17 protein-coding genes are annotated in these 17,139 nt (G+C 65.2%); 8 read left to right on the top strand and 9 right to left on the bottom strand.

What is annotated here, in order from left to right:
- Positions 1-758: TIGR00730 family Rossman fold protein (locus Q4E95_RS06220; protein WP_303382494.1), on the bottom strand; the 758-nt coding region annotated here is incomplete at its 3' end.
- A 130-nt stretch (positions 759-888) separates the two neighbouring features.
- On the opposite strand from Q4E95_RS06220, the gene Q4E95_RS06215 reads away from it, so the two are divergent.
- The 4 genes from Q4E95_RS06215 to Q4E95_RS06200 all read left to right on the top strand — a co-directional run bounded on the left by Q4E95_RS06215 (position 889) and on the right by Q4E95_RS06200 (position 4,216).
- Entirely contained in the window at positions 889-1,698 is an 810-nt protein-coding gene (locus Q4E95_RS06215; RefSeq protein WP_303382493.1) for an amino acid ABC transporter ATP-binding protein, read from the top strand.
- A 74-nt stretch (positions 1,699-1,772) separates the two neighbouring features.
- Positions 1,773-2,603 carry a glutamate ABC transporter substrate-binding protein gene (locus Q4E95_RS06210; protein WP_303382495.1) on the top strand — a complete coding sequence of 277 codons (831 nt, stop codon included), beginning with the start codon at positions 1,773-1,775 and terminating at the stop codon, positions 2,601-2,603.
- A 66-nt stretch (positions 2,604-2,669) separates the two neighbouring features.
- Positions 2,670-3,356: an amino acid ABC transporter permease gene (locus tag Q4E95_RS06205; protein ID WP_303382492.1), complete on the top strand. Its 687-nt coding sequence runs from the start codon at positions 2,670-2,672 to the stop codon at positions 3,354-3,356.
- Entirely contained in the window at positions 3,353-4,216 is an 864-nt protein-coding gene (locus Q4E95_RS06200) for an amino acid ABC transporter permease (protein WP_303382491.1), read from the top strand. The genes Q4E95_RS06205 and Q4E95_RS06200 overlap by 4 nt, the downstream gene beginning before the upstream one ends.
- A gap of 104 nt (positions 4,217-4,320) precedes the next feature.
- On the opposite strand, the gene dapE is transcribed toward Q4E95_RS06200, so the two are convergent.
- Positions 4,321-5,427, bottom strand: coding sequence for a succinyl-diaminopimelate desuccinylase (gene dapE / locus Q4E95_RS06195; RefSeq protein ID WP_303382490.1), 1,107 nt, complete (start codon positions 5,425-5,427; stop codon positions 4,321-4,323).
- 58 nt (positions 5,428-5,485) lie between these two features.
- Between dapE and dapD the strand changes: the two genes are divergently transcribed.
- The 4 genes from dapD to Q4E95_RS06175 all read left to right on the top strand — a co-directional run bounded on the left by dapD (position 5,486) and on the right by Q4E95_RS06175 (position 9,148).
- Entirely contained in the window at positions 5,486-6,457 is a 972-nt protein-coding gene (dapD, locus tag Q4E95_RS06190) for a 2,3,4,5-tetrahydropyridine-2,6-dicarboxylate N-succinyltransferase (protein WP_303382489.1), read from the top strand.
- Between the two features lie 96 nt (positions 6,458-6,553).
- Positions 6,554-7,516 carry a hypothetical protein gene (locus Q4E95_RS06185; protein ID WP_303382488.1) on the top strand — a complete coding sequence of 321 codons (963 nt, stop codon included), beginning with the start codon at positions 6,554-6,556 and terminating at the stop codon, positions 7,514-7,516.
- Positions 7,517-7,536: 20 nt separating this feature from the next.
- Positions 7,537-8,553: a UDP-glucose 4-epimerase GalE gene (gene galE, locus Q4E95_RS06180; RefSeq protein WP_303382487.1), complete on the top strand. Its 1,017-nt coding sequence runs from the start codon at positions 7,537-7,539 to the stop codon at positions 8,551-8,553.
- A 37-nt stretch (positions 8,554-8,590) separates the two neighbouring features.
- Positions 8,591-9,148 carry a dihydrofolate reductase family protein gene (locus tag Q4E95_RS06175; protein WP_303382486.1) on the top strand — a complete coding sequence of 186 codons (558 nt, stop codon included), beginning with the start codon at positions 8,591-8,593 and terminating at the stop codon, positions 9,146-9,148.
- Between the two features lie 245 nt (positions 9,149-9,393).
- Here the strand turns inward: Q4E95_RS06175 and Q4E95_RS06170 are convergent, their stop codons facing one another.
- The 7 genes from Q4E95_RS06170 to Q4E95_RS06140 form a co-directional block, all read right to left on the bottom strand.
- The gene (locus tag Q4E95_RS06170; protein WP_303382485.1) at positions 9,394-10,695 is read right to left on the bottom strand and encodes a citrate synthase; all 1,302 of its coding nucleotides are present in this window, start codon (positions 10,693-10,695) and stop codon (positions 9,394-9,396) included.
- Between the two features lie 176 nt (positions 10,696-10,871).
- A complete protein-coding gene (dapC, locus tag Q4E95_RS06165) occupies positions 10,872-12,017 on the bottom strand; it encodes a succinyldiaminopimelate transaminase (protein ID WP_303382484.1) in 1,146 nt (381 codons plus the stop codon).
- 2 nt (positions 12,018-12,019) lie between these two features.
- Complete coding sequence (gene fdxA / locus Q4E95_RS06160) at positions 12,020-12,343, bottom strand: ferredoxin (RefSeq protein WP_190780008.1); 324 nt, start codon at positions 12,341-12,343, stop codon at positions 12,020-12,022.
- Between the two features lie 54 nt (positions 12,344-12,397).
- The gene (locus tag Q4E95_RS06155) at positions 12,398-12,925 is read right to left on the bottom strand and encodes a hypothetical protein (protein WP_303382483.1); all 528 of its coding nucleotides are present in this window, start codon (positions 12,923-12,925) and stop codon (positions 12,398-12,400) included.
- Positions 12,922-13,836: a PIG-L family deacetylase gene (locus Q4E95_RS06150; protein ID WP_303382482.1), complete on the bottom strand. Its 915-nt coding sequence runs from the start codon at positions 13,834-13,836 to the stop codon at positions 12,922-12,924. Before Q4E95_RS06150 ends, Q4E95_RS06155 begins: the two co-directional genes overlap by 4 nt.
- A gap of 2 nt (positions 13,837-13,838) precedes the next feature.
- Positions 13,839-15,746, bottom strand: coding sequence for a translational GTPase TypA (gene typA, locus Q4E95_RS06145; RefSeq protein ID WP_303382481.1), 1,908 nt, complete (start codon positions 15,744-15,746; stop codon positions 13,839-13,841).
- Positions 15,747-15,918: 172 nt separating this feature from the next.
- The coding region (locus Q4E95_RS06140) for a S9 family peptidase (protein WP_303382480.1) at positions 15,919-17,139 on the bottom strand (1,221 nt) is incomplete at its 5' end.

Here is a 17,139-nt window from a genome sequence, read left to right as displayed (position 1 = left end):
GCGTGCGCCTCGACCAGAATGCTCACCGCCTGCTCCACGCTGTCCGTGACGTGGAACAGCTCAAGATCATCGGGAGCAATCTTCACGTCCGAGGCCACCGTCTGCTCGAGCCATGCAATCAACGGGGACCAAAAGGCCGTGCCCACGAGGATCACCGGGAAACGGGTGACCTTGCCCGTCTGCACCAGGGTGAGCGCCTCGAAGAGTTCGTCCAGTGTGCCGAAACCGCCGGGAAGCACCACGAACCCCTGCGTGTACTTCACGAACATGGTCTTGCGAGCAAAGAAGTACCGGAAGTTGATGCCCAGATCCACCCAGTCGTTGAGCCGCTGCTCGTGGGGCAGTTCGATTCCGATACCCACCGATGGGGCACCCACATCCACCGCGCCGCGGTTGGCGGCCTCCATGACACCGGGACCTCCCCCGGTCACCACGGCGTAACCGGCCCGGCCCAGAGCCCTGCCGATCTCCCGAGCCGTCCGGTACTCGGGATGCTCCGGCGGGGTGCGGGCCGATCCGAAGACGGAAATCGCGGGCCCCAGGGTGGCCAGTGCGTCGAAACCCTCCACGAACTCCGCCTGGATCCGCAGCACACGCCATGGATCCGTACGCGTGAAATCACCGGGTGCTTCCGGTCGCTGGTCCAATAACCGCTGGTCAGAGGTGCGCCGTGACATTTCCGAACGGCGAAGCACCACGGGGCCCTTGAACCGTTCGGGGGGAAGCTGGTCTGAGAAAGAATCCGGCGGAGTGGTCATGGTCCCAGGCTACGGGTTGAGTAGGACACGCACGGGCGCGCAGCACGGGGGGCTGATCGAAACCCAATTTTAACATTTGGTCTTGTGTTGAGGACCACATTTGGTCAATCCGTGCATTACTTTTACTTCCATGTCACACTCATCCGCTTCCACCGACACGGAGCCAGGCACCGGAGTCGGCGCCGCTACCGGAACCCGCGCCGGAGAGCCCTTGGTCCGCTTGTCACACGTGGACAAGCACTTCGGCGATCTCCACGTGCTCAAGGACATCAACCTGGAGGTCTCCGCCGGCGAGGTGGTCATGGTCATCGGGCCGTCCGGTTCCGGCAAGTCCACCCTGTGCCGTGCCATCAACCGACTGGAAACCATCGACAGCGGTGAAATCACCGTGGACGGTAAGGTCCTCCCGAAAGAGGGCCGCGCGCTCGCGAAACTTCGCGCGGACGTGGGCATGGTGTTCCAGTCCTTCAACTTGTTCGCGCATAAATCCGTGCTGCAGAACGTCACGCTCGGTCCCATGCGTGTTCGCGGGGCCAGCAAGAAAAAGGCCGAGGAACGGGCCCTGGAGCTCTTGAACCGGGTGGGTGTGGGCAACCAGGCGCATAAACTCCCCGCGCAGCTGTCCGGTGGTCAACAACAACGCGTGGCCATTGCCCGCGCACTGGCCATGGACCCCAAGGTCATGTTGTTCGACGAACCGACCTCCGCCCTGGACCCCGAGATGATCAACGAGGTCCTGGACACCATGGTCTCCCTCGCCAAGGCCGGCATGACCATGGTCGTGGTCACCCACGAAATGGGCTTTGCCCGCCGTGCGGCGGACCGCGTCGTGTTCATGGCGGACGGCGCGATCGTCGAAGAAAACACCCCGGAAGAATTTTTCACCCATCCGCGCAGCGACCGTGCCAAGGACTTCCTCGGCAAGGTTCTGGGCCACTGAGGTCCCAGCACCATTGATCACCGCGCAAGTCTCACTCATCATCTAAGGAGCACCCCGTGAAGTACGGAAAACCCATGACCCTCGCGGCCCTGGCCGCAGCCACCGCCCTGACCCTGACCGCGTGCGGCGGCAGTGACGACGGCGGCGGAGAATCCTCCGGCGGGGACGGCGGAGATTCGGTGCGCATCGGCATCAAATACGACCAGCCCGGCCTGGGCTTCAAGGACGGCGAGGAATACACCGGTTTCGACGTGGACGTAGCCAAGTACGTCGCCAAGGAACTGGGTTACTCCGAGGACCAGATCGAATGGGTCGAGTCCCCGTCCGCGAACCGCGAGAACATGCTCTCCAACGGCCAGGTCGACATGATCTTTGCGACCTACTCCATCACCGATAAGCGCAAGGAATCCGTGGGCTTCGCGGGACCGTACTTCGTGGCCGGTCAGGACCTGCTGGTCAGCCAGGACAACTCGGACATTCAAGGCCCGGAGGATCTCGAGGGGAAGAACCTCTGCTCGGTCACCGGTTCCACCTCCGCCCAGAAGATCAAGGACGAGTACGCGGGCACCGTGAACCTCGTGGAACAGGGTGGCTACGCGGACTGTGTCACCATGTTGGGCTCGGGCGGTGTTGACGCGGTGACCACCGATGACATCATCCTGGCCGGCTTGGCCGCCACGGACGCCAATTCCGGCAAGTTCAAGGTGGTCGGCAACCCGTTCACCGAGGAGAAGTACGGCGTGGGTATTTCCAAGGATTCGGACAAGTGCCAGGCCATCAACGATGCCATCACCAAGATGGTCGACGACGGCGCTTGGGAAGACGCCGTCACCAAGAACACGGAGGGCGCGGACTACAAGTACAACGAGGACTTGAACCCGCCCACTCCCGATGCCTGCGCCTGATTGATCAACTGACCCGCACCCGGTGGGATTCACCGCGAATCCCACCGGGTACACCGGGAGGAAAATGTGTCCGATTACCTCAGTGACTTCGCTTCACTGTTATCCCAGTACGACGTCCTGGGTGCTTTCTGGGTCAATATCCAACTGACCTTCTGGGCCGCGATCGGCTCCATGGTGCTGGGCAGCGTCCTGGCGCTCATGCGCATCAGCCCGGCGGCCTCCATGCGCGCCGTGGGTGCCGGCTATGTGACCCTGGTCCGCAACACTCCGCTGACCATCATCCTGGTGTTCCTGGTCCTGGGTGTGTGGTCGCAGTTGACCATCAGCTTCAGCGACGACTTCAACCGCAACTTCTTCATTTACGCGGTGATCGGTCTGAGCATCTACCACGCAGCGTTCGTGTGCGAGGCCATCCGATCCGGTGTGAACACCGTTCCCGCGGGCCAAGCGGAAGCGGCACGGGCCATTGGCCTGAGCTTCCTCCCGGCGGCTCGCCTGATCATTTTCCCGCAGGCCCTGCGCGGGGCCATCACTCCGCTGGGTAACACGTTGATCGCGTTGACCAAGAACACCACGGTGGCCGCGGCGGCGTCCGTCACGGAAATCTCGGCCTTGATGAAGACCATGATCGAGTTCCGCCCGGACGTCATCATTGCGGTGTTCCTGACCGTGGCGCTGGGCTTTGTGATCATCGTGATTCCCGTGGGTCTCTTGACCACGTGGCTGTCCCAGAAGTTGGCGGTGAAGCGATGAGCACCTCGGTACTCTTTGACGTTCAGGGCCCCCGGGCCAAACGGATCACCATGATCCTCAATGTGGTGGCCGTGCTCGTGGTGGCTGCCCTGGTCTGGGTGGTGCTGCAGAAGCTGGGCGAGCAGGGCCAGCTGGAGCCGGCCAAGTGGACCGCATTGTTCACGGAACGCACGTGGAGCAACTTCCTGATCCCTGGCCTGGTGAGCACGCTCAAGGCAGCCGCCGTGGCCGTGGTGGGTTCCGTGATCTTCGGTCTCATCTTCGGTCTGGGGCGGCTGTCCAGCCTGTGGATCCTGCGCGCGGTTTCCACCGTGGTGGTGGAATTCTTCCGCGCGGTGCCCGTCCTGGTCATGATGATTTTCTTCTACCTGGGTCTGGCACGCACGGGTCTGGTCCAGCCCTCGGACACGCCGTTCTGGGCGGTGATCATCGGCCTGATCCTCTACAACGGTTCGGTCATTGCTGAGCTCGTCCGTTCCGGTGTGTACCAGCTTCCCAAGGGCCAGCGGGAAGCGGGCCTGGCCGTGGGACTCACCCCGTCCCAGGTGCTGCGCAGCATTTTGCTGCCTCAGGCGCTGACGGCCATGCTGCCCTCTCTCGTGTCCCAGTTCGTGGTGATCCTCAAGGACACGGCGCTCGGGTACATCATCACCTACCCCGAGCTGCTCGCCTCGGCGCGCCGCTTGGGTTCCGGTGACGGCAACATCCTGCAGACCCTGTTGCTGGCGGCCGTGGTGTTCATGATCATCAACTCGGTGCTCACGTTCAGCGCGGGCAGACTCTCGCGGCTGCTCAGCTACCGCACCTCCGGCAAGACCAAACCCCTTCACGAGGCCGCGGAGGGTGGCACGACCGGCTGAGCCCACCAGGCGGCGTCGTCGTCGCGTCAAGCGATGACACCACGAAACGGTCCCGGAAGTCGTGTGCTTCCGGGACCGTTTCGTTCGTCAAGGGCGGGAAGTAGCTAGGCCAGCCACTGCGCGAGCGCGCGGTAGCACTCGCGGACGGCGTCATCGAAGACATGCTCGTCGTCGGTGTGCGCGAGCAGGGCGTCGCCGGGACCGAAATTCACGGCGGGCACGCCGGCTTCGGAGAAGCGGGCCACGTCCGTCCAGCCGTACTTGGGCATTGGTTCCTGGCCCACGGCGGCCACGAACTGCGCCGCCGCGGGCCGGTCCAGGCCGGGCCGCGCGGCCGGAGACAAATCCTGGAAGTCCAGCTCGTAACCGTTGAAGACTTCCCGCACGTGCTCCTGCGCTTGCTGCAACGTCTTGTCCGGGGCAAAGCGGTAGTTGATGTCCACCCACGCGTTGTCCGGGATCACGTTGCCGGCCACTCCCCCGCCGATCCGGATCGCGTTGAGGCCCTCACGGTAGTCCAACCCCTCCACGGTGATGGTTCGGGGCTCGTACGCCGAAAGTCGCGCGAGGACATCGGCTTGCTTGTGGACGGCGTTCTCACCGATCCACGCGCGGCCCGAGTGCGCGGCCTTACCGGTCGTGGTGATGCGGAAACGCATGGTGCCGTTGCAGCCGCCCTCCACCGTGCCGTTGGTCGGTTCCAGCAGCACCGCGAAGTCCGCTTCGAGCAGCTCGGGGTTGTTGCGCATCAGGCGCCCCAGCCCGCTGGCGTCGGAGGCTACTTCCTCGTGGTCGTAAAAGACAAAGGTGATGTCCCGGTTGGGTTCGGCCAACGCGTGGGCCAGGGCCAGCTGCACGGCCACCCCGCCCTTCATGTCGGTGGTGCCGCGGCCGTAGATGACAGCACGCCCGGATTCCCGACGCCGCACGGACGGTACCGTACCCAGCGAACCTTCCACGGTGGGCAGGGGCACGGTGTCCAGGTGCCCGGCCAGCACAACACGCTCGTCACGATCGAGGTTCGTGCGGGCCACGATGGAATCCCCGTCGCGGTGCACGTCCAGGTGCGGCAGTAAACGCAGAGCGGTTTCCACGGCGTCCGCGAGGGGGCCCTCGTGATCGGACACCGATTCCACGTCCACGAGGGCCGCGGTGAGATCCGCCGGGTCCAGGGAGAGGTCGAGTTCAACGGGTGCAGTGGTGGAGTCCATGCGGGCCAGCCTAGTCACCTTCACGTCACACGGTGACGGACATCCTAGGATGGTGCTCATGACTTCACCGAGCGAGAGCACCGCATCATCCCGCACAGCCTCCGGCGTAGGCCTGGCCACCGTGGTCGATTCCGGCCCCAAGGCCGGCACCGTCCTGGACGTCTTCTACCCGGCTCCCGCGCTGAGCCCCAACGCCGACACCTCCTTCGAGGCGGACCTGCGCGTGGCCGCGACCACCGATCCCGATCGCAACGTGCGTTCCGAGATCGTCACCACCGTGATCGATCTCGACGCCGCCCCGGCAGACACCGCCGATGCTTACCTTCGCCTGCATGTCCTGTCCCACCGTTTGGCCGAGCCCAACACCATTAACATGGACGGCGTGTTCGGTCAGCTGGCCAACGTGGCCTGGACCAACCGGGGCCCGGTGCTGGCCGAGGAGCTGACCACCGCCCTGGTGCGCCTGCGCGCCGGCGGGCATGTGACCGTGTTCGGCGTGGACAAGTTCCCCCGCATGGTGGACTACGTGGTCCCCTCCGGTGTGCGCATCGGCGACGCGGACCGCGTGCGCCTGGGCGCCTACCTGGGCGAGGGCACCACCGTGATGCACGAGGGGTTCGTGAACTTCAACGCGGGCACGCTGGGCTCCGCAATGGTCGAGGGCCGGATTTCCGCCGGTGTCGTGGTCCACGACCACACCGATATCGGTGGCGGCGCCTCCATCATGGGTACCCTCTCCGGCGGCGGTAAGCAGCGCATCACTCTGGGGCAGCGCTGCCTCCTGGGTGCCAACGCCGGTGTGGGCATTTCCCTGGGCGACGATTGCGTGGTCGAGGCCGGCCTGTACGTCACGGCCGGCACGCGCGTGACCCTGTTGGAGGCCCGCGCCGAGTCCCGCGTGGTCAAGGCCTCGGAGCTGTCGGGAATCTCCAACCTGCTCTTCCGCCGGAACTCGACCAACGGTGCGGTTGAAGCACTGCCCCGTGAGGGTGGGGCCATCGAGCTCAACCCCGCACTGCACGCCAACTAGGAATACCGCCTGAAGCCGCTGAGCCCGCGCACCTCCGATTAAGGTGCGCGGGCTCAGCGCTAGACTCGACACTTCAGCCGCCTACTCCGGGGAATCATGTCTTCCACGTCATCCGGTCGTCGCCGCCACGCCGCGCTTCACCTGTTTCTGATCATCCTGTTGATCTGCGCTGTGATTGCGGCTGCGTTGTACGTGGGTTTCAGCCTGGTCGCCGGTAAACCCACGGTCGGTGATCCGCGTTGCACCGTGGTTTCCGCCGAGGGTGCCAAATACACGTTCACCCCGGAGCAGACCCGCAACGCCTCGATCGTCTCCGCGGAGGCGCTGGCGCGCGACCTGGATCATCGAGCCTCCGTGATTGCCCTGGCCACCGCCCAGCAGGAATCGGAACTGGTCAACATCGACTACGGTGACCGGGACTCCGTGGGGCTCTTCCAGCAGCGGCCCTCGCAGGGGTGGGGCACCGTGGAAGAAATCATGGACCCCCACTACGCCACGGTGGCCTTCTACAACCATTTGGAGCACGTGGAGTACCACTCGATGTCCGTGACACAGGCAGCGCAGGCCGTGCAGCAGTCCGGTGTCCCGGACGGTTACGCCAAGCACGAGGCCAGCTCCGCGGCGTTGACGGACGCCTTCCACGGGACCCGACCGGCGCTGCTCAACTGCGTGCTGGACCCGGTGGACACATCGCCCTCGACTGCGGATGGCCCCGCTTCCCCCGCTGCGCGGGCAGACGAGGCCGTGGTCGGTTTGACACGGGACTACGGCGACACGCTGGGTGCCGTGCGAACGGACGGTGAGAGCGCCGTGGTCGAACCCGATGATTCCCCGGCCGGCTGGGCCGCCGCCCACTGGGCCGTGGCCAATGCCGAACGCCTGGGGATCACGCGCGTGAGCTACGACGGGCGGACCTGGGACCGTGACCGCCAGACATCCACGCGGTTCTCCGCCGTACCCGGGTGGGAATCCACGGCGGAGCTGACAGCGCAGGACCAGGCGGCACCGCCGTCCCCACAAGTGGTGATCAGCACCGCCACAAGCCAGGATCCAGTGTGAACCTGATTAGGCTGGTGCCCATGAAGATTCTTGTGACCGGTGGAACCGGCTATATCGGCTCGCACACTGTTCTGGCTCTGCTCGAGGCGGGCCACGGCGTGGTGGTGCTGGACAACCTTTCCAACTCGTCCAAGACCTCTCTGGAACGGGTTCAGGAGTTGGCCGGTCGCGAGATCACCGCGTTCGAAGAAGTCGATTTGTTGGACCGCGCGGGACTCGACGACGTGTTCTCGCGTCACCGCCCAGACGCCGTCATCCACTTTGCCGGCCTCAAGGCCGTGGGAGAGTCCAGTGAGAAGCCCCTGTGGTACTACACGAACAACGTCTCCGGCACCGTGAACCTGCTGTGGGCCATGGAGGAGAACGACTGCCGCACCATCGTGTTCTCGTCCTCGGCCACCGTGTACGGCGCACCCGAAACCATGCCGTTGACCGAGAAACAGACCATGGACGCGCAGAACCCGTACGGGCGCACCAAGGAACACATCGAGGACATGCTCGCGGACCTCGCCGCCTCCGATGACCGGTGGGCCGTAGCGTTGCTGCGATACTTCAACCCGGTGGGCGCCCACGAATCCGGCCGGATCGGCGAGGATCCCTCCGGCATCCCCAATAACCTGATGCCGTTCGTGGCGCAGGTTGCCGTGGGTCGCCGCGAGAAGCTCATGGTCTTCGGTGACGACTACCCCACCCCGGACGGCACCGGCGTGCGCGACTACATTCATGTGGTGGACCTGGCCGACGGTCACCTCAAGGCCCTGGACCGGATCAGCGAGGACCCCGGCGTCCACGTGTGGAACCTGGGTACCGGTCGCGGTTACTCCGTGCTCGAGGTCCGGGACGCGTTCCACAAGGCATCGGGCCGCGAGATCCCGTACGAGATCGCCCCTCGCCGCGCCGGCGACGCCGCCGTGTCCTACGCCGATCCCTCCGCCGCTCTCGCCGAGCTGGGCTGGTCCGGGGACCGCGACATGGACACCATGTGCCGCGATCACTGGAACTGGCAGAAAAACAATCCCCACGGGTACGACGGCTGATCTTTCCGCTTGCCCGCCCCGGGCGTAGCCTGGGGCCATGAGACCGCTCAGGTACTCCATCAACGTCACCCTTGATGGCTGCGTCGATCACCGTGAGGGGATAGCGGACGAGGAACTCCACCGGCGCGCCGCCCAGAGCATTGCGCGCGCGGATGCCCTGATCTTCGGCAGGGTGACCTACCGCATGATGGAGGAGGCCTGGCGCCGGGATCCGACAACGGGCACCTGGCCCGAGTGGCTGGAGCCGTGGATGGAACCGTTCGCGCAGACCATAGACTCGGCCAAGAAGTACGTGGTCTCGAGCACCCTGCAGAGCCTCGACTGGAATGCCGAGTTTCTGCGCGGTGATCCGGGTGAGGCCGTCCGAGCTCTCAAGGAAGAACCCGGCGAGGGACTGTACGTGGGCGGTGTGACGTTACCGCTTTACCTGGCCGATCGTGGATTGATCGACGAATACGAGTTCGTGGTGCACCCTCGCGTGGCCGGCCACGGACCCACGCTGTTCGCGGGATTGTCCAAACCCTTGGATCTCCGACTCATTGACCGCGTGGAATACGGTTCCGGTGCGGTCGCAATGCGCTACGTACCGCGGTAGAACCTTCGCGTGGGCCTCTCATGCGCCGCGAGAACCCTTTTCCATCCCGCCAAGGGTCCTTACGACACCTCGGGTGTAGCCCACGGTCCCGGCGTCCTCTCACGTGCGGGCCGCCGCTCAAGGTGACGCGGGCCGCCGTCGTGGCCCGGGCGCCGTCGTACCCCGCACCGTAAGACACGGTGCACAGCAGAACACCCCGCCACCGACCGAAGTCGGGGGCGGGGTGCTGTGCCGAGGCGTGAGGCTTACTGGGCGGTCGGGTAGTGACGTTCGCCCTCGCCCACGTAGAGCTGGCGCGGGCGGCCGATCTTGGTCTCCGGGTCCTCGATCATCTCCCGCCACTGGGCGATCCAACCCGGCAGGCGGCCGATGGCGAAGAGCACGGTGAACATTTTCTCGGGGAAGCCCATGGCCTTGTAGATCAACCCGGTGTAGAAGTCCACGTTCGGGTAGAGCTTGCGCTCCACGAAGTAGTCGTCCGCGAGCGCCTTCTCCTCCATGCTCATCGCGAGGTCCAACATCTCGTTGTTGCCACCCAGCTTGGCCAGGACGTCATGGGCGTAGCCCTTGATGATCTTGGCGCGCGGGTCGTAGTTCTTGTAGACGCGGTGCCCGAAGCCCATGAGGCGCACGCCGTCTTCCTTGTTCTTGACCTTTTCCATGAACTCGTCCGCGGACAGGCCGCGGTTCTGGATCTGATCGAGCATGTGCAGCACGGACTCGTTGGCGCCACCGTGCAGCGGGCCGTAGAGCGCGTTGATGCCGGCGGAGACGGAAGCGAACATGTTGGCGTGGGAGGAGCCCACCAGGCGCACGGTGGAGGTGGAGCAATTCTGCTCGTGGTCCGCGTGCAACATGAGCAGGATGTCCAGGGTCTTGGCGACCACCGGGTCCACCTCGTACTCCTCGGCGGGCACCCCGAAGCACATGCGCAGGAAGTTCTCCGCGTAGTTCAGCTTGTTCTGGGGGTAGAGCTGTGGCTCGCCCACGGACTTCTTGAACGCGTACGCGGCCAGGGTGGGGACCTTGGCGAGCAGGCGGATGGTGGAGATCTCCACCTGTTCCTTGTCGAACGGGTCCAGGGAGTCCGAGTAGAACGTGGACAGCGCGGACACGGCCGAGGACAGCACGGGCATGGGGTGCGCGGAGCGTGGGAAGCCGTTGAAGAACATCTTGATGTCTTCGTGCACCATGGTGTGCGTGGTGATGCGGTGCGCGAAGTCCTCGTACTGCTCACGCGTGGGCAGCTCACCGTAGATCAGCAGGTAGGTGGTCTCCACAAAGTTGGAGTGCTCAGCCAGTTCCTCGATGGGGTAGCCGCGGTAACGGAGAATGCCGTTGTCACCGTCGATGTAGGTCACGTGGGACTTGGTGTTGGCCGTATTCATGAAGCCGGGATCGTAGGTCACGTTGCCGGTTTCCTTGAGCAACGAACCCAGGCCGTAGCCCTGGTTGCCTTCGGTGACCTTCAGGACGGGCAGCTCCATAGCCTTGCCGTCCCGATAGTTCAGTTCAACCTTCTGGGCGTTCTTCTTGGCCTCTGCCATGGTGTTGTCCTCCACGGTTTGCTTGGGGTGCCCCGCCAGCGGTTCGCGGTCCCGTTCACGGCAACAACTGCGTTGCCATGACTGTCACGCGCATACTTGGGACACAGTTTGATCATCATCTAACCTACCCCGTGGTGTGGCGTAGGTTCCACTCATTTGTATCGCGGTACGTGTGGTTACACGGCCTCGCGCAGGCGCGCAACGGCAGCGTCGATTCGTTCGTCACTGGCGGTTGTGGACAGCCGAACGTAACCGTTCCCCGCGTCCCCGTAGAACGTCCCGGGGCCCACCACGATGCCCAGTTCGGCAAAGCGACCCACGGTGTCCCAGGTATCCTCGCCGGCTGTTGCCCACAGGTACAGGCCGGCCTCGGAGTGCTCGATCCGCAGCCCGAAAGCTTCAACGGCGGGCAGCAGCTTGGCGCGGCGTTCCCGGTAGAGCGCCTTCTGAGCGGCCACGTGAGCGTCGTCGGCGAGGGCCACGCGCATGGCTTCCTGCACGGGGTAGGGCACGATCATGCCCGCGTGTTTGCGCGAGTTGATCAGCGACGGCATCAGTTCGGGGTCACCGGCCAGGAAAGCGGCGCGGTAACCGGCGAGGTTGGACTGCTTGGACATTGAGTACGCGCTCAGCACGAGTGAGAGGTCTCCCCCGGTCACCCGCTCGTCCAGCACGGACGGCACGGGCTCACCGCCCTCGGCCACGTCCCAGTCGCCCCAGCCCAGTTCCGCGTAGCACTCGTCAGAGACGACCACCGCACCCTGCGCGCGCGCCTGGTCCACGATCTTCTTGAGGCCGGCGGCATCGCGCACGATACCCGTGGGGTTGCCCGGCGAGTTGACCCACACCATCCGCACGCGCGAGCGCACCTCGGGAGCCAGGTCGTCGAGGTCGTCGGCGGCCACCGCCTCGGCACCGGCCAGTTGCGCCCCGATGTCGTAGGTGGGGTAAGCAACGGTGGGGCGCGCGACGACGTCGCCGGGACCCAGTCCCAGCAGCAGCGGCAGCCACGCGACCAGTTCCTTGGAACCAACGGTGGGCATCACGGCGGCCGGATCCAGATGGGCGACGCCGCGGCGTCGGGCGTACCAGTCCACGATTGCCTCGCGCAGTGCGGGCGTTCCGTGCGTGGTCGGGTAGCCGGGGGCGTCCGAGGCGGCCGCGAGCGCATCCTGGATCACGAGCGGTGTGGGATCCACGGGCGTGCCGATGGACAGGTCCACCGTGCCGCCCGGGTGCTCAGCCGCGCGCCGGCGATAGGGCGCGAGCGAGTTCCACGGGTAGTCCGGCAGGTCGAGTCCGAGGCTGCGCTGCTGCGTCACGATCAATCCTGGTTCTGCGGGGGAAGTTCGGCAATGATCGGGTGGTCCTTGTGGGTGTTACCCAGTTTGGCGGCACCGCCCGGCGAGCCGAGATCGTCGAAGAACTCCACATTGGCCTTGTAGTACTCGGCCCATTCCTCCGGGGTGTCGTCTTCGTAGTAGATGGCTTCCACGGGACACACCGGTTCGCACGCACCACAGTCAACGCACTCGTCCGGGTGGATGTACAGGGAACGTTCTCCCTCGTAGATGCAGTCCACGGGACATTCTTCGACGCATGCCTTGTCCTTGACGTCCACACAAGGCTGAGCGATCACGTATGTCACGGTAAACGTACCTTTCCTGGTTCGAGGGGATCAGCCAACAGTCTAACCGCGTGGTCAGCCACGTGCTTGTCGGCGGAGTCTGGAGATGTAGCGGCCCGTAACAATTACCGCGGCCATGACGGCCACGAAAATGACGGCGAACCACGCGTAGCCAACCATTCCAATGGGTGCCTCCCACGAGGTGACCACCAGGGCCGAGCCGTTCTTGAGATAAGCAAAGGCCCACGAAAGCACGTAGGTGAGCAGTCCGGGCACCGCTGCTGCCCACACCCGACGGGTCGCCGTACCGCACCACACGCTCGCGAACCACACGAGCGCCCCGGAGAACAGCAGTCCCCACGGCAGCCACACCGACTCGTTGAGATACCAGATGCTGGCGTGCATCACGGTGGCCACGGAGCCGATCAGCAGGCCGGTGATCACGGCGGTCAACACCGCGGACAGGGTGGTGGGGTGCGCCGACGCCGCTGTGGTCGGGGTAATCTCGCCCGTCTCGGCTGGCTCGTCGGTCACGATCTCGGTCCCGGGGTCGCTGTGCCACGGGGCCGGATTCACGGGTGTCGTCCGTGCGCTACGGCTCATGCGGACTCACCGCCGGGCAGCTCACCGCGGAGCAAACGGTAGTGCTCGGTGGCCGTCAACGCCTGCGGAACACCGTTGGACAGTTCAAAAGTGCCCGGATCGTCGTCCGGCAGAACGATTTGTGTGGCATGGGCGGCCATTGCCGAGCGCTTGGCCCCAAGGTGGCCGTCGATCACGGCCTGCTGCCGCTGATCCGCGGGGTCGGATTCGCCCTCGGTGCCCCACACCAGCGCAACGTCCCAGGCCCGCGCGCCGCGAGCGGGCGTCATGGCCTGGTCGACCCCGAGCACCGTGACGTGATGGGTGCGCACGTGGTCCGGGTGGCCGTAGCCGCCGTCATCACAGTAGGTGACCACCGCGTGCGGACGGACTGCACGGATCGCCGCGGCCACGTGGGCGGCGGCTTCGCCTTCCGTGGCCGAGGTGAGGGCGGCCGAGGACACGTCCTCGGCGGGCTGTGCCCGGCCGTTGTCACCCCAGCTCATACCCGAATCCAGGTAACGACCCAGCCCGTTGGCGAATCCCACGGACTCATCGACAGCGGGAGTCTCCCCGGCGAAAAAGCGATCGGACAGACCGAGTGCCGCGGCGGCGTCGTCGAGCTCGCCCACGCGGTACAGGCCCAGGGCGGTGCCGTCGGTGTCCGGGCAGCCGGGCTGACCCACTTCGAGGTGACGCAACGGCTCCGGAATGACCTCGCCGCGTTCGCCGCGAGTCATGGTGAGGAGCACGTTGGTGGCACCGGCGTGAGCGTAGTGCGCAATGGAGCCGCCCGTGGCAATGGACTCGTCGTCCGGGTGGGCGTGAACCCACAGGATCCGCGCGTCCCCCGGGGCACGGCCCGCGGGCAGTAGCGAATCCACTGCGCCCTCGGTGACCGTGCCCGCTCCGGGATAGCGCGGTGTGCTCATGATCAGGCGCGAGCCCGCTGACGAGCAGCCTTCACGCGATCATTGGCTTCCAGGACGACCTTGCGGATGCGGATGGCTTCCGGGGTGACCTCCACGCACTCGTCCTCGCGAGCGAACTCGAGGCATTCCTCGAGGGTGAGCTTGCGCGGCGGTGTGAGGTGCTCGAAGCTGTCCGAGGTGGAGGAGCGCATGTTGGTGAGCTTCTTCTCCTTGGTGATGTTCACGTCCATGTCATCCGCGCGGGAGTTCTCACCCACGATCATGCCCTCATAGACCTCGGAGGTGGGCTCCACGAAGAAGGAACCGCGCTCCTGCAGGTTGATCATGGCGAACGGGGTGACCACACCGGCGCGGTCCGCGATGAGCGAGCCGTTGGTGCGGTACTCGATGTCGCCGGCCCACGGCTCGTAGCCGTCGGAGTACGACGACGCGATGCCGGCACCTCGGGTCTCGGTCAGGAACCGCGTGCGGAACCCGATCAGACCGCGCGAGGGAACCTTGAACTCCATGCGCACCCAACCGGTGCCGTGGTTGACCATGCCCTCCATGCGGCCCTTACGACCGGCCATGAGCTGGGTGATGGCACCGAGGAATTCGTCCGGGGCGTCAATGGTCATGTGCTCGTAGGGTTCGTGCACCTTGCCGTCGACGGTCTTGGTGACCACCTGGGGCTTACCCGCGGTGATCTCAAAGCCTTCGCGGCGCATCTGCTCCACCAGGATGGCCAGCGCCAGCTCGCCACGGCCCTGTACTTCCCAGGCGTCGGGACGCTGGGTGGGCAGAACCTTGAGGGAAACGTTACCGATGAGCTCCTTGTCCAGGCGGTCCTTCACCTGGCGGGCGGTCACCTTGGCGCCCTTGACGCGGCCGGCCAACGGGGAGGTGTTGATACCGATGGTCATGGAGATCGCGGGATCGTCCACGGTGATCAGCGGGAGCGGCTGCGGGTTATCAGGGTCGGTCAGGGTCTCACCAATGGTGATGTCCTCGATACCGGCAACGGCCACGATCTCGCCGGGGCCGGCCTGCTCCGCGGGGACACGGTCCAGGCCCTTGGTGGCCAGCAGCTCGGAAATCCGGACATTCTTGAGCTGACCGTCCTGGCGAGCCCAGGCAACGGTCTGACCCTTCTTGAGGGTGCCGTTGAAAATCCGCAGCAGAGCCAACCGACCCAGGAACGGGGAGGCGTCCAGGTTGGTCACGTGGGCCTGCAGCACGCCGCCTTCTTCGTAGGACGGCGCGGGGATGTGCTCGATGATGGTCTTGAACAGCGGCTCGAGGTCTTCGTTCTCCGGAAGTTCACCATTACCGGGCTGTTCGGTGGAGGCGCGACCGGCCTTGCCGGAGGCGTACACCACGGGGACGTCCAGAACGGCGTCCAGGTCCATTTCCGGGTAGTCCTCGGAGATGTCGGAGGCCAGGCCGAGCAGCAGATCCATGGTGTCGGAAACCACTTCTTCAATGCGTGCGTCCGGGCGGTCCACCTTGTTGACCACGAGGATCACGGGCAGCTTGGCCTCCAGGGCCTTACGCAGCACGAACCGGGTCTGGGGCAGGGGGCCCTCGGAAGCATCGACCAGGAGCACCACGCCGTCCACCATGGACAGGCCGCGCTCCACCTCGCCACCGAAGTCGGCGTGGCCCGGGGTGTCGATCACATTGATGGTGATGGTCTCGCCGTTGGCCGAGGGTCCGTCGTAGAACACGGTGGTGTTCTTCGCCAGGATGGTGATGCCCTTCTCCCGCTCCAGGTCGCCCGAGTCCATGACTCGTTCTTCGACCTCTCCGTGTGAGGAGAAAGCGTGCGTCTGCTGGAGCATGGCATCGACGATGGTGGTCTTGCCGTGGTCAACGTGGGCAACAATTGCCACGTTACGCAGATCGGCGCGCTGGGCGGTGGTTTCAGACATACGCAAGTCTCTCTTCATAACTCGAGGTAGAGGGGAATCTCAGCGATTCTACTCTTCCTGATGCCCTTGCTCGTCCACACGTGACCTATCACTCACTTCCAGCTGCTTCCCAGGGCCCGTGGTGTGCGAGTGACCCGCGTGACCACCCGGGCCACTCGCATCGGCCTGGTCCCTACCCCAATAATTCCGGCCTGTGCCACGGCTTGTCCTGCACGTGTTCGTTCACGAAAGCCAGAACGGTCTCGTACCAGGTGCGCGCGTTGGCCGGCTTGAGGATCCAGTGGTTCTCGTCCGGGAAGTACAAGAACTTGTGCCCCTTCACCGCGGTGTGCCGCTGCAGATCCGACCACAGTTGCAGCCCCTGAGAAATGGGTACGCGGTAGTCCTTGTCACCGTGAATCACCAGCATGGGCACCTGGATGTCGCCCACGAACCGATGCGGCGAATAGTGCTCGGCCTGCGACGGCGCCATGGCCTCTTCCCACTCGGTGTTGTCCGTGGTGGAACCCATGGTGTGCAGATCCCACAACGACGCGTGAGTCACGATGCAGTTGAACCGCTCCCCCGTGTGGCCGGCCACCCAGTTGGCCATGTACCCGCCGTAGGAACCACCCAGCAGGGCCTGCCGCTCGGCGTCGATGTCCTGGCGTTGCGTGGCGGCTTCCACCAGTGCCATGACATCCGTGAACGGCGCACCGCCCAGTTCCTGCTGACCGCGGTCGATCATGGCCTGACCGTAGCCGGTGGAAATGGCGGGGTCCGGGAGCAGCACCGCATAGCCGCCGGCCACGAAGGGCCACGGGTTCCACCGCCAGGACCACGCGTTGTTGGAAGCCCACGGCCCGCCGTGCACGAACACGAGCAACGGAAGTTCCTCCGCGGCGGGGGTGTCCGGCAGGGCGAGCCACGCGCGAATTTCCGTACCGTCCTGTGCAACGGTGGTGACTTCTTCGAGTCGGCCGGCCGGAGCGGCATCGGGCAGAAGCCCCTGCACCGGTGCGGGATCCGCCGAGAAGCCCTCGCCCGACCACGACACGAGTTCCTCGGGGCGGTCCACTCGTGATCGCACGGCCCAGAGTCGCTGCCCCGTGACATGAACCGAGCCGTACGTCCAGCCCTGACCATTGCCGCCGGCGCACGTCTCGGCGCTGGGCTCCTCCCCCGGAGTGCACCTGATGCGCAACACGATGCCCCGGCCCCGGTAATCGGCGCTGCACACCACCGTGCTCTCATCAACCCATTGGGGGTCCTCCCCCCAGTAGTCGTCTCCGGACAGGATCTCGCGTGCGTTCCCCGAGTCGAAGTCGTGGACCCACAAGGAAATGGAGAGGTTCTGCGTACTGGTCCACAGCCGTTCCTTGAATAGGATGACCCGGGCTCCGTCCGGGCTCAC

Source organism: Kocuria sp. (assembly GCF_030536815.1).
Lineage (GTDB): Bacteria > Actinomycetota > Actinomycetes > Actinomycetales > Micrococcaceae > Kocuria > Kocuria gwangalliensis.
This window is presented reverse-complemented; position numbering and strand designations above follow the sequence as displayed.

Coding starts and splice junctions, on each gene's coding strand:
- dapE (WP_303382490.1), bottom strand. CDS start 5,427: ATGGACTCCACCACTGCACCCGTTGAACTCGACCTCTCCCTGGACCCG.
- Q4E95_RS06215 (WP_303382493.1), top strand. CDS start 889: ATGTCACACTCATCCGCTTCCACCGACACGGAGCCAGGCACCGGAGTC.
- Q4E95_RS06200 (WP_303382491.1), top strand. CDS start 3,353: ATGAGCACCTCGGTACTCTTTGACGTTCAGGGCCCCCGGGCCAAACGG.
- Q4E95_RS06150 (WP_303382482.1), bottom strand. CDS start 13,836: ATGAGCACACCGCGCTATCCCGGAGCGGGCACGGTCACCGAGGGCGCA.
- dapD (WP_303382489.1), top strand. CDS start 5,486: ATGACTTCACCGAGCGAGAGCACCGCATCATCCCGCACAGCCTCCGGC.
- typA (WP_303382481.1), bottom strand. CDS start 15,746: ATGTCTGAAACCACCGCCCAGCGCGCCGATCTGCGTAACGTGGCAATT.
- Q4E95_RS06170 (WP_303382485.1), bottom strand. CDS start 10,695: ATGGCAGAGGCCAAGAAGAACGCCCAGAAGGTTGAACTGAACTATCGG.
- Q4E95_RS06175 (WP_303382486.1), top strand. CDS start 8,591: ATGAGACCGCTCAGGTACTCCATCAACGTCACCCTTGATGGCTGCGTC.
- Q4E95_RS06185 (WP_303382488.1), top strand. CDS start 6,554: ATGTCTTCCACGTCATCCGGTCGTCGCCGCCACGCCGCGCTTCACCTG.
- galE (WP_303382487.1), top strand. CDS start 7,537: ATGAAGATTCTTGTGACCGGTGGAACCGGCTATATCGGCTCGCACACT.
- Q4E95_RS06155 (WP_303382483.1), bottom strand. CDS start 12,925: ATGAGCCGTAGCGCACGGACGACACCCGTGAATCCGGCCCCGTGGCAC.
- Q4E95_RS06210 (WP_303382495.1), top strand. CDS start 1,773: ATGACCCTCGCGGCCCTGGCCGCAGCCACCGCCCTGACCCTGACCGCG.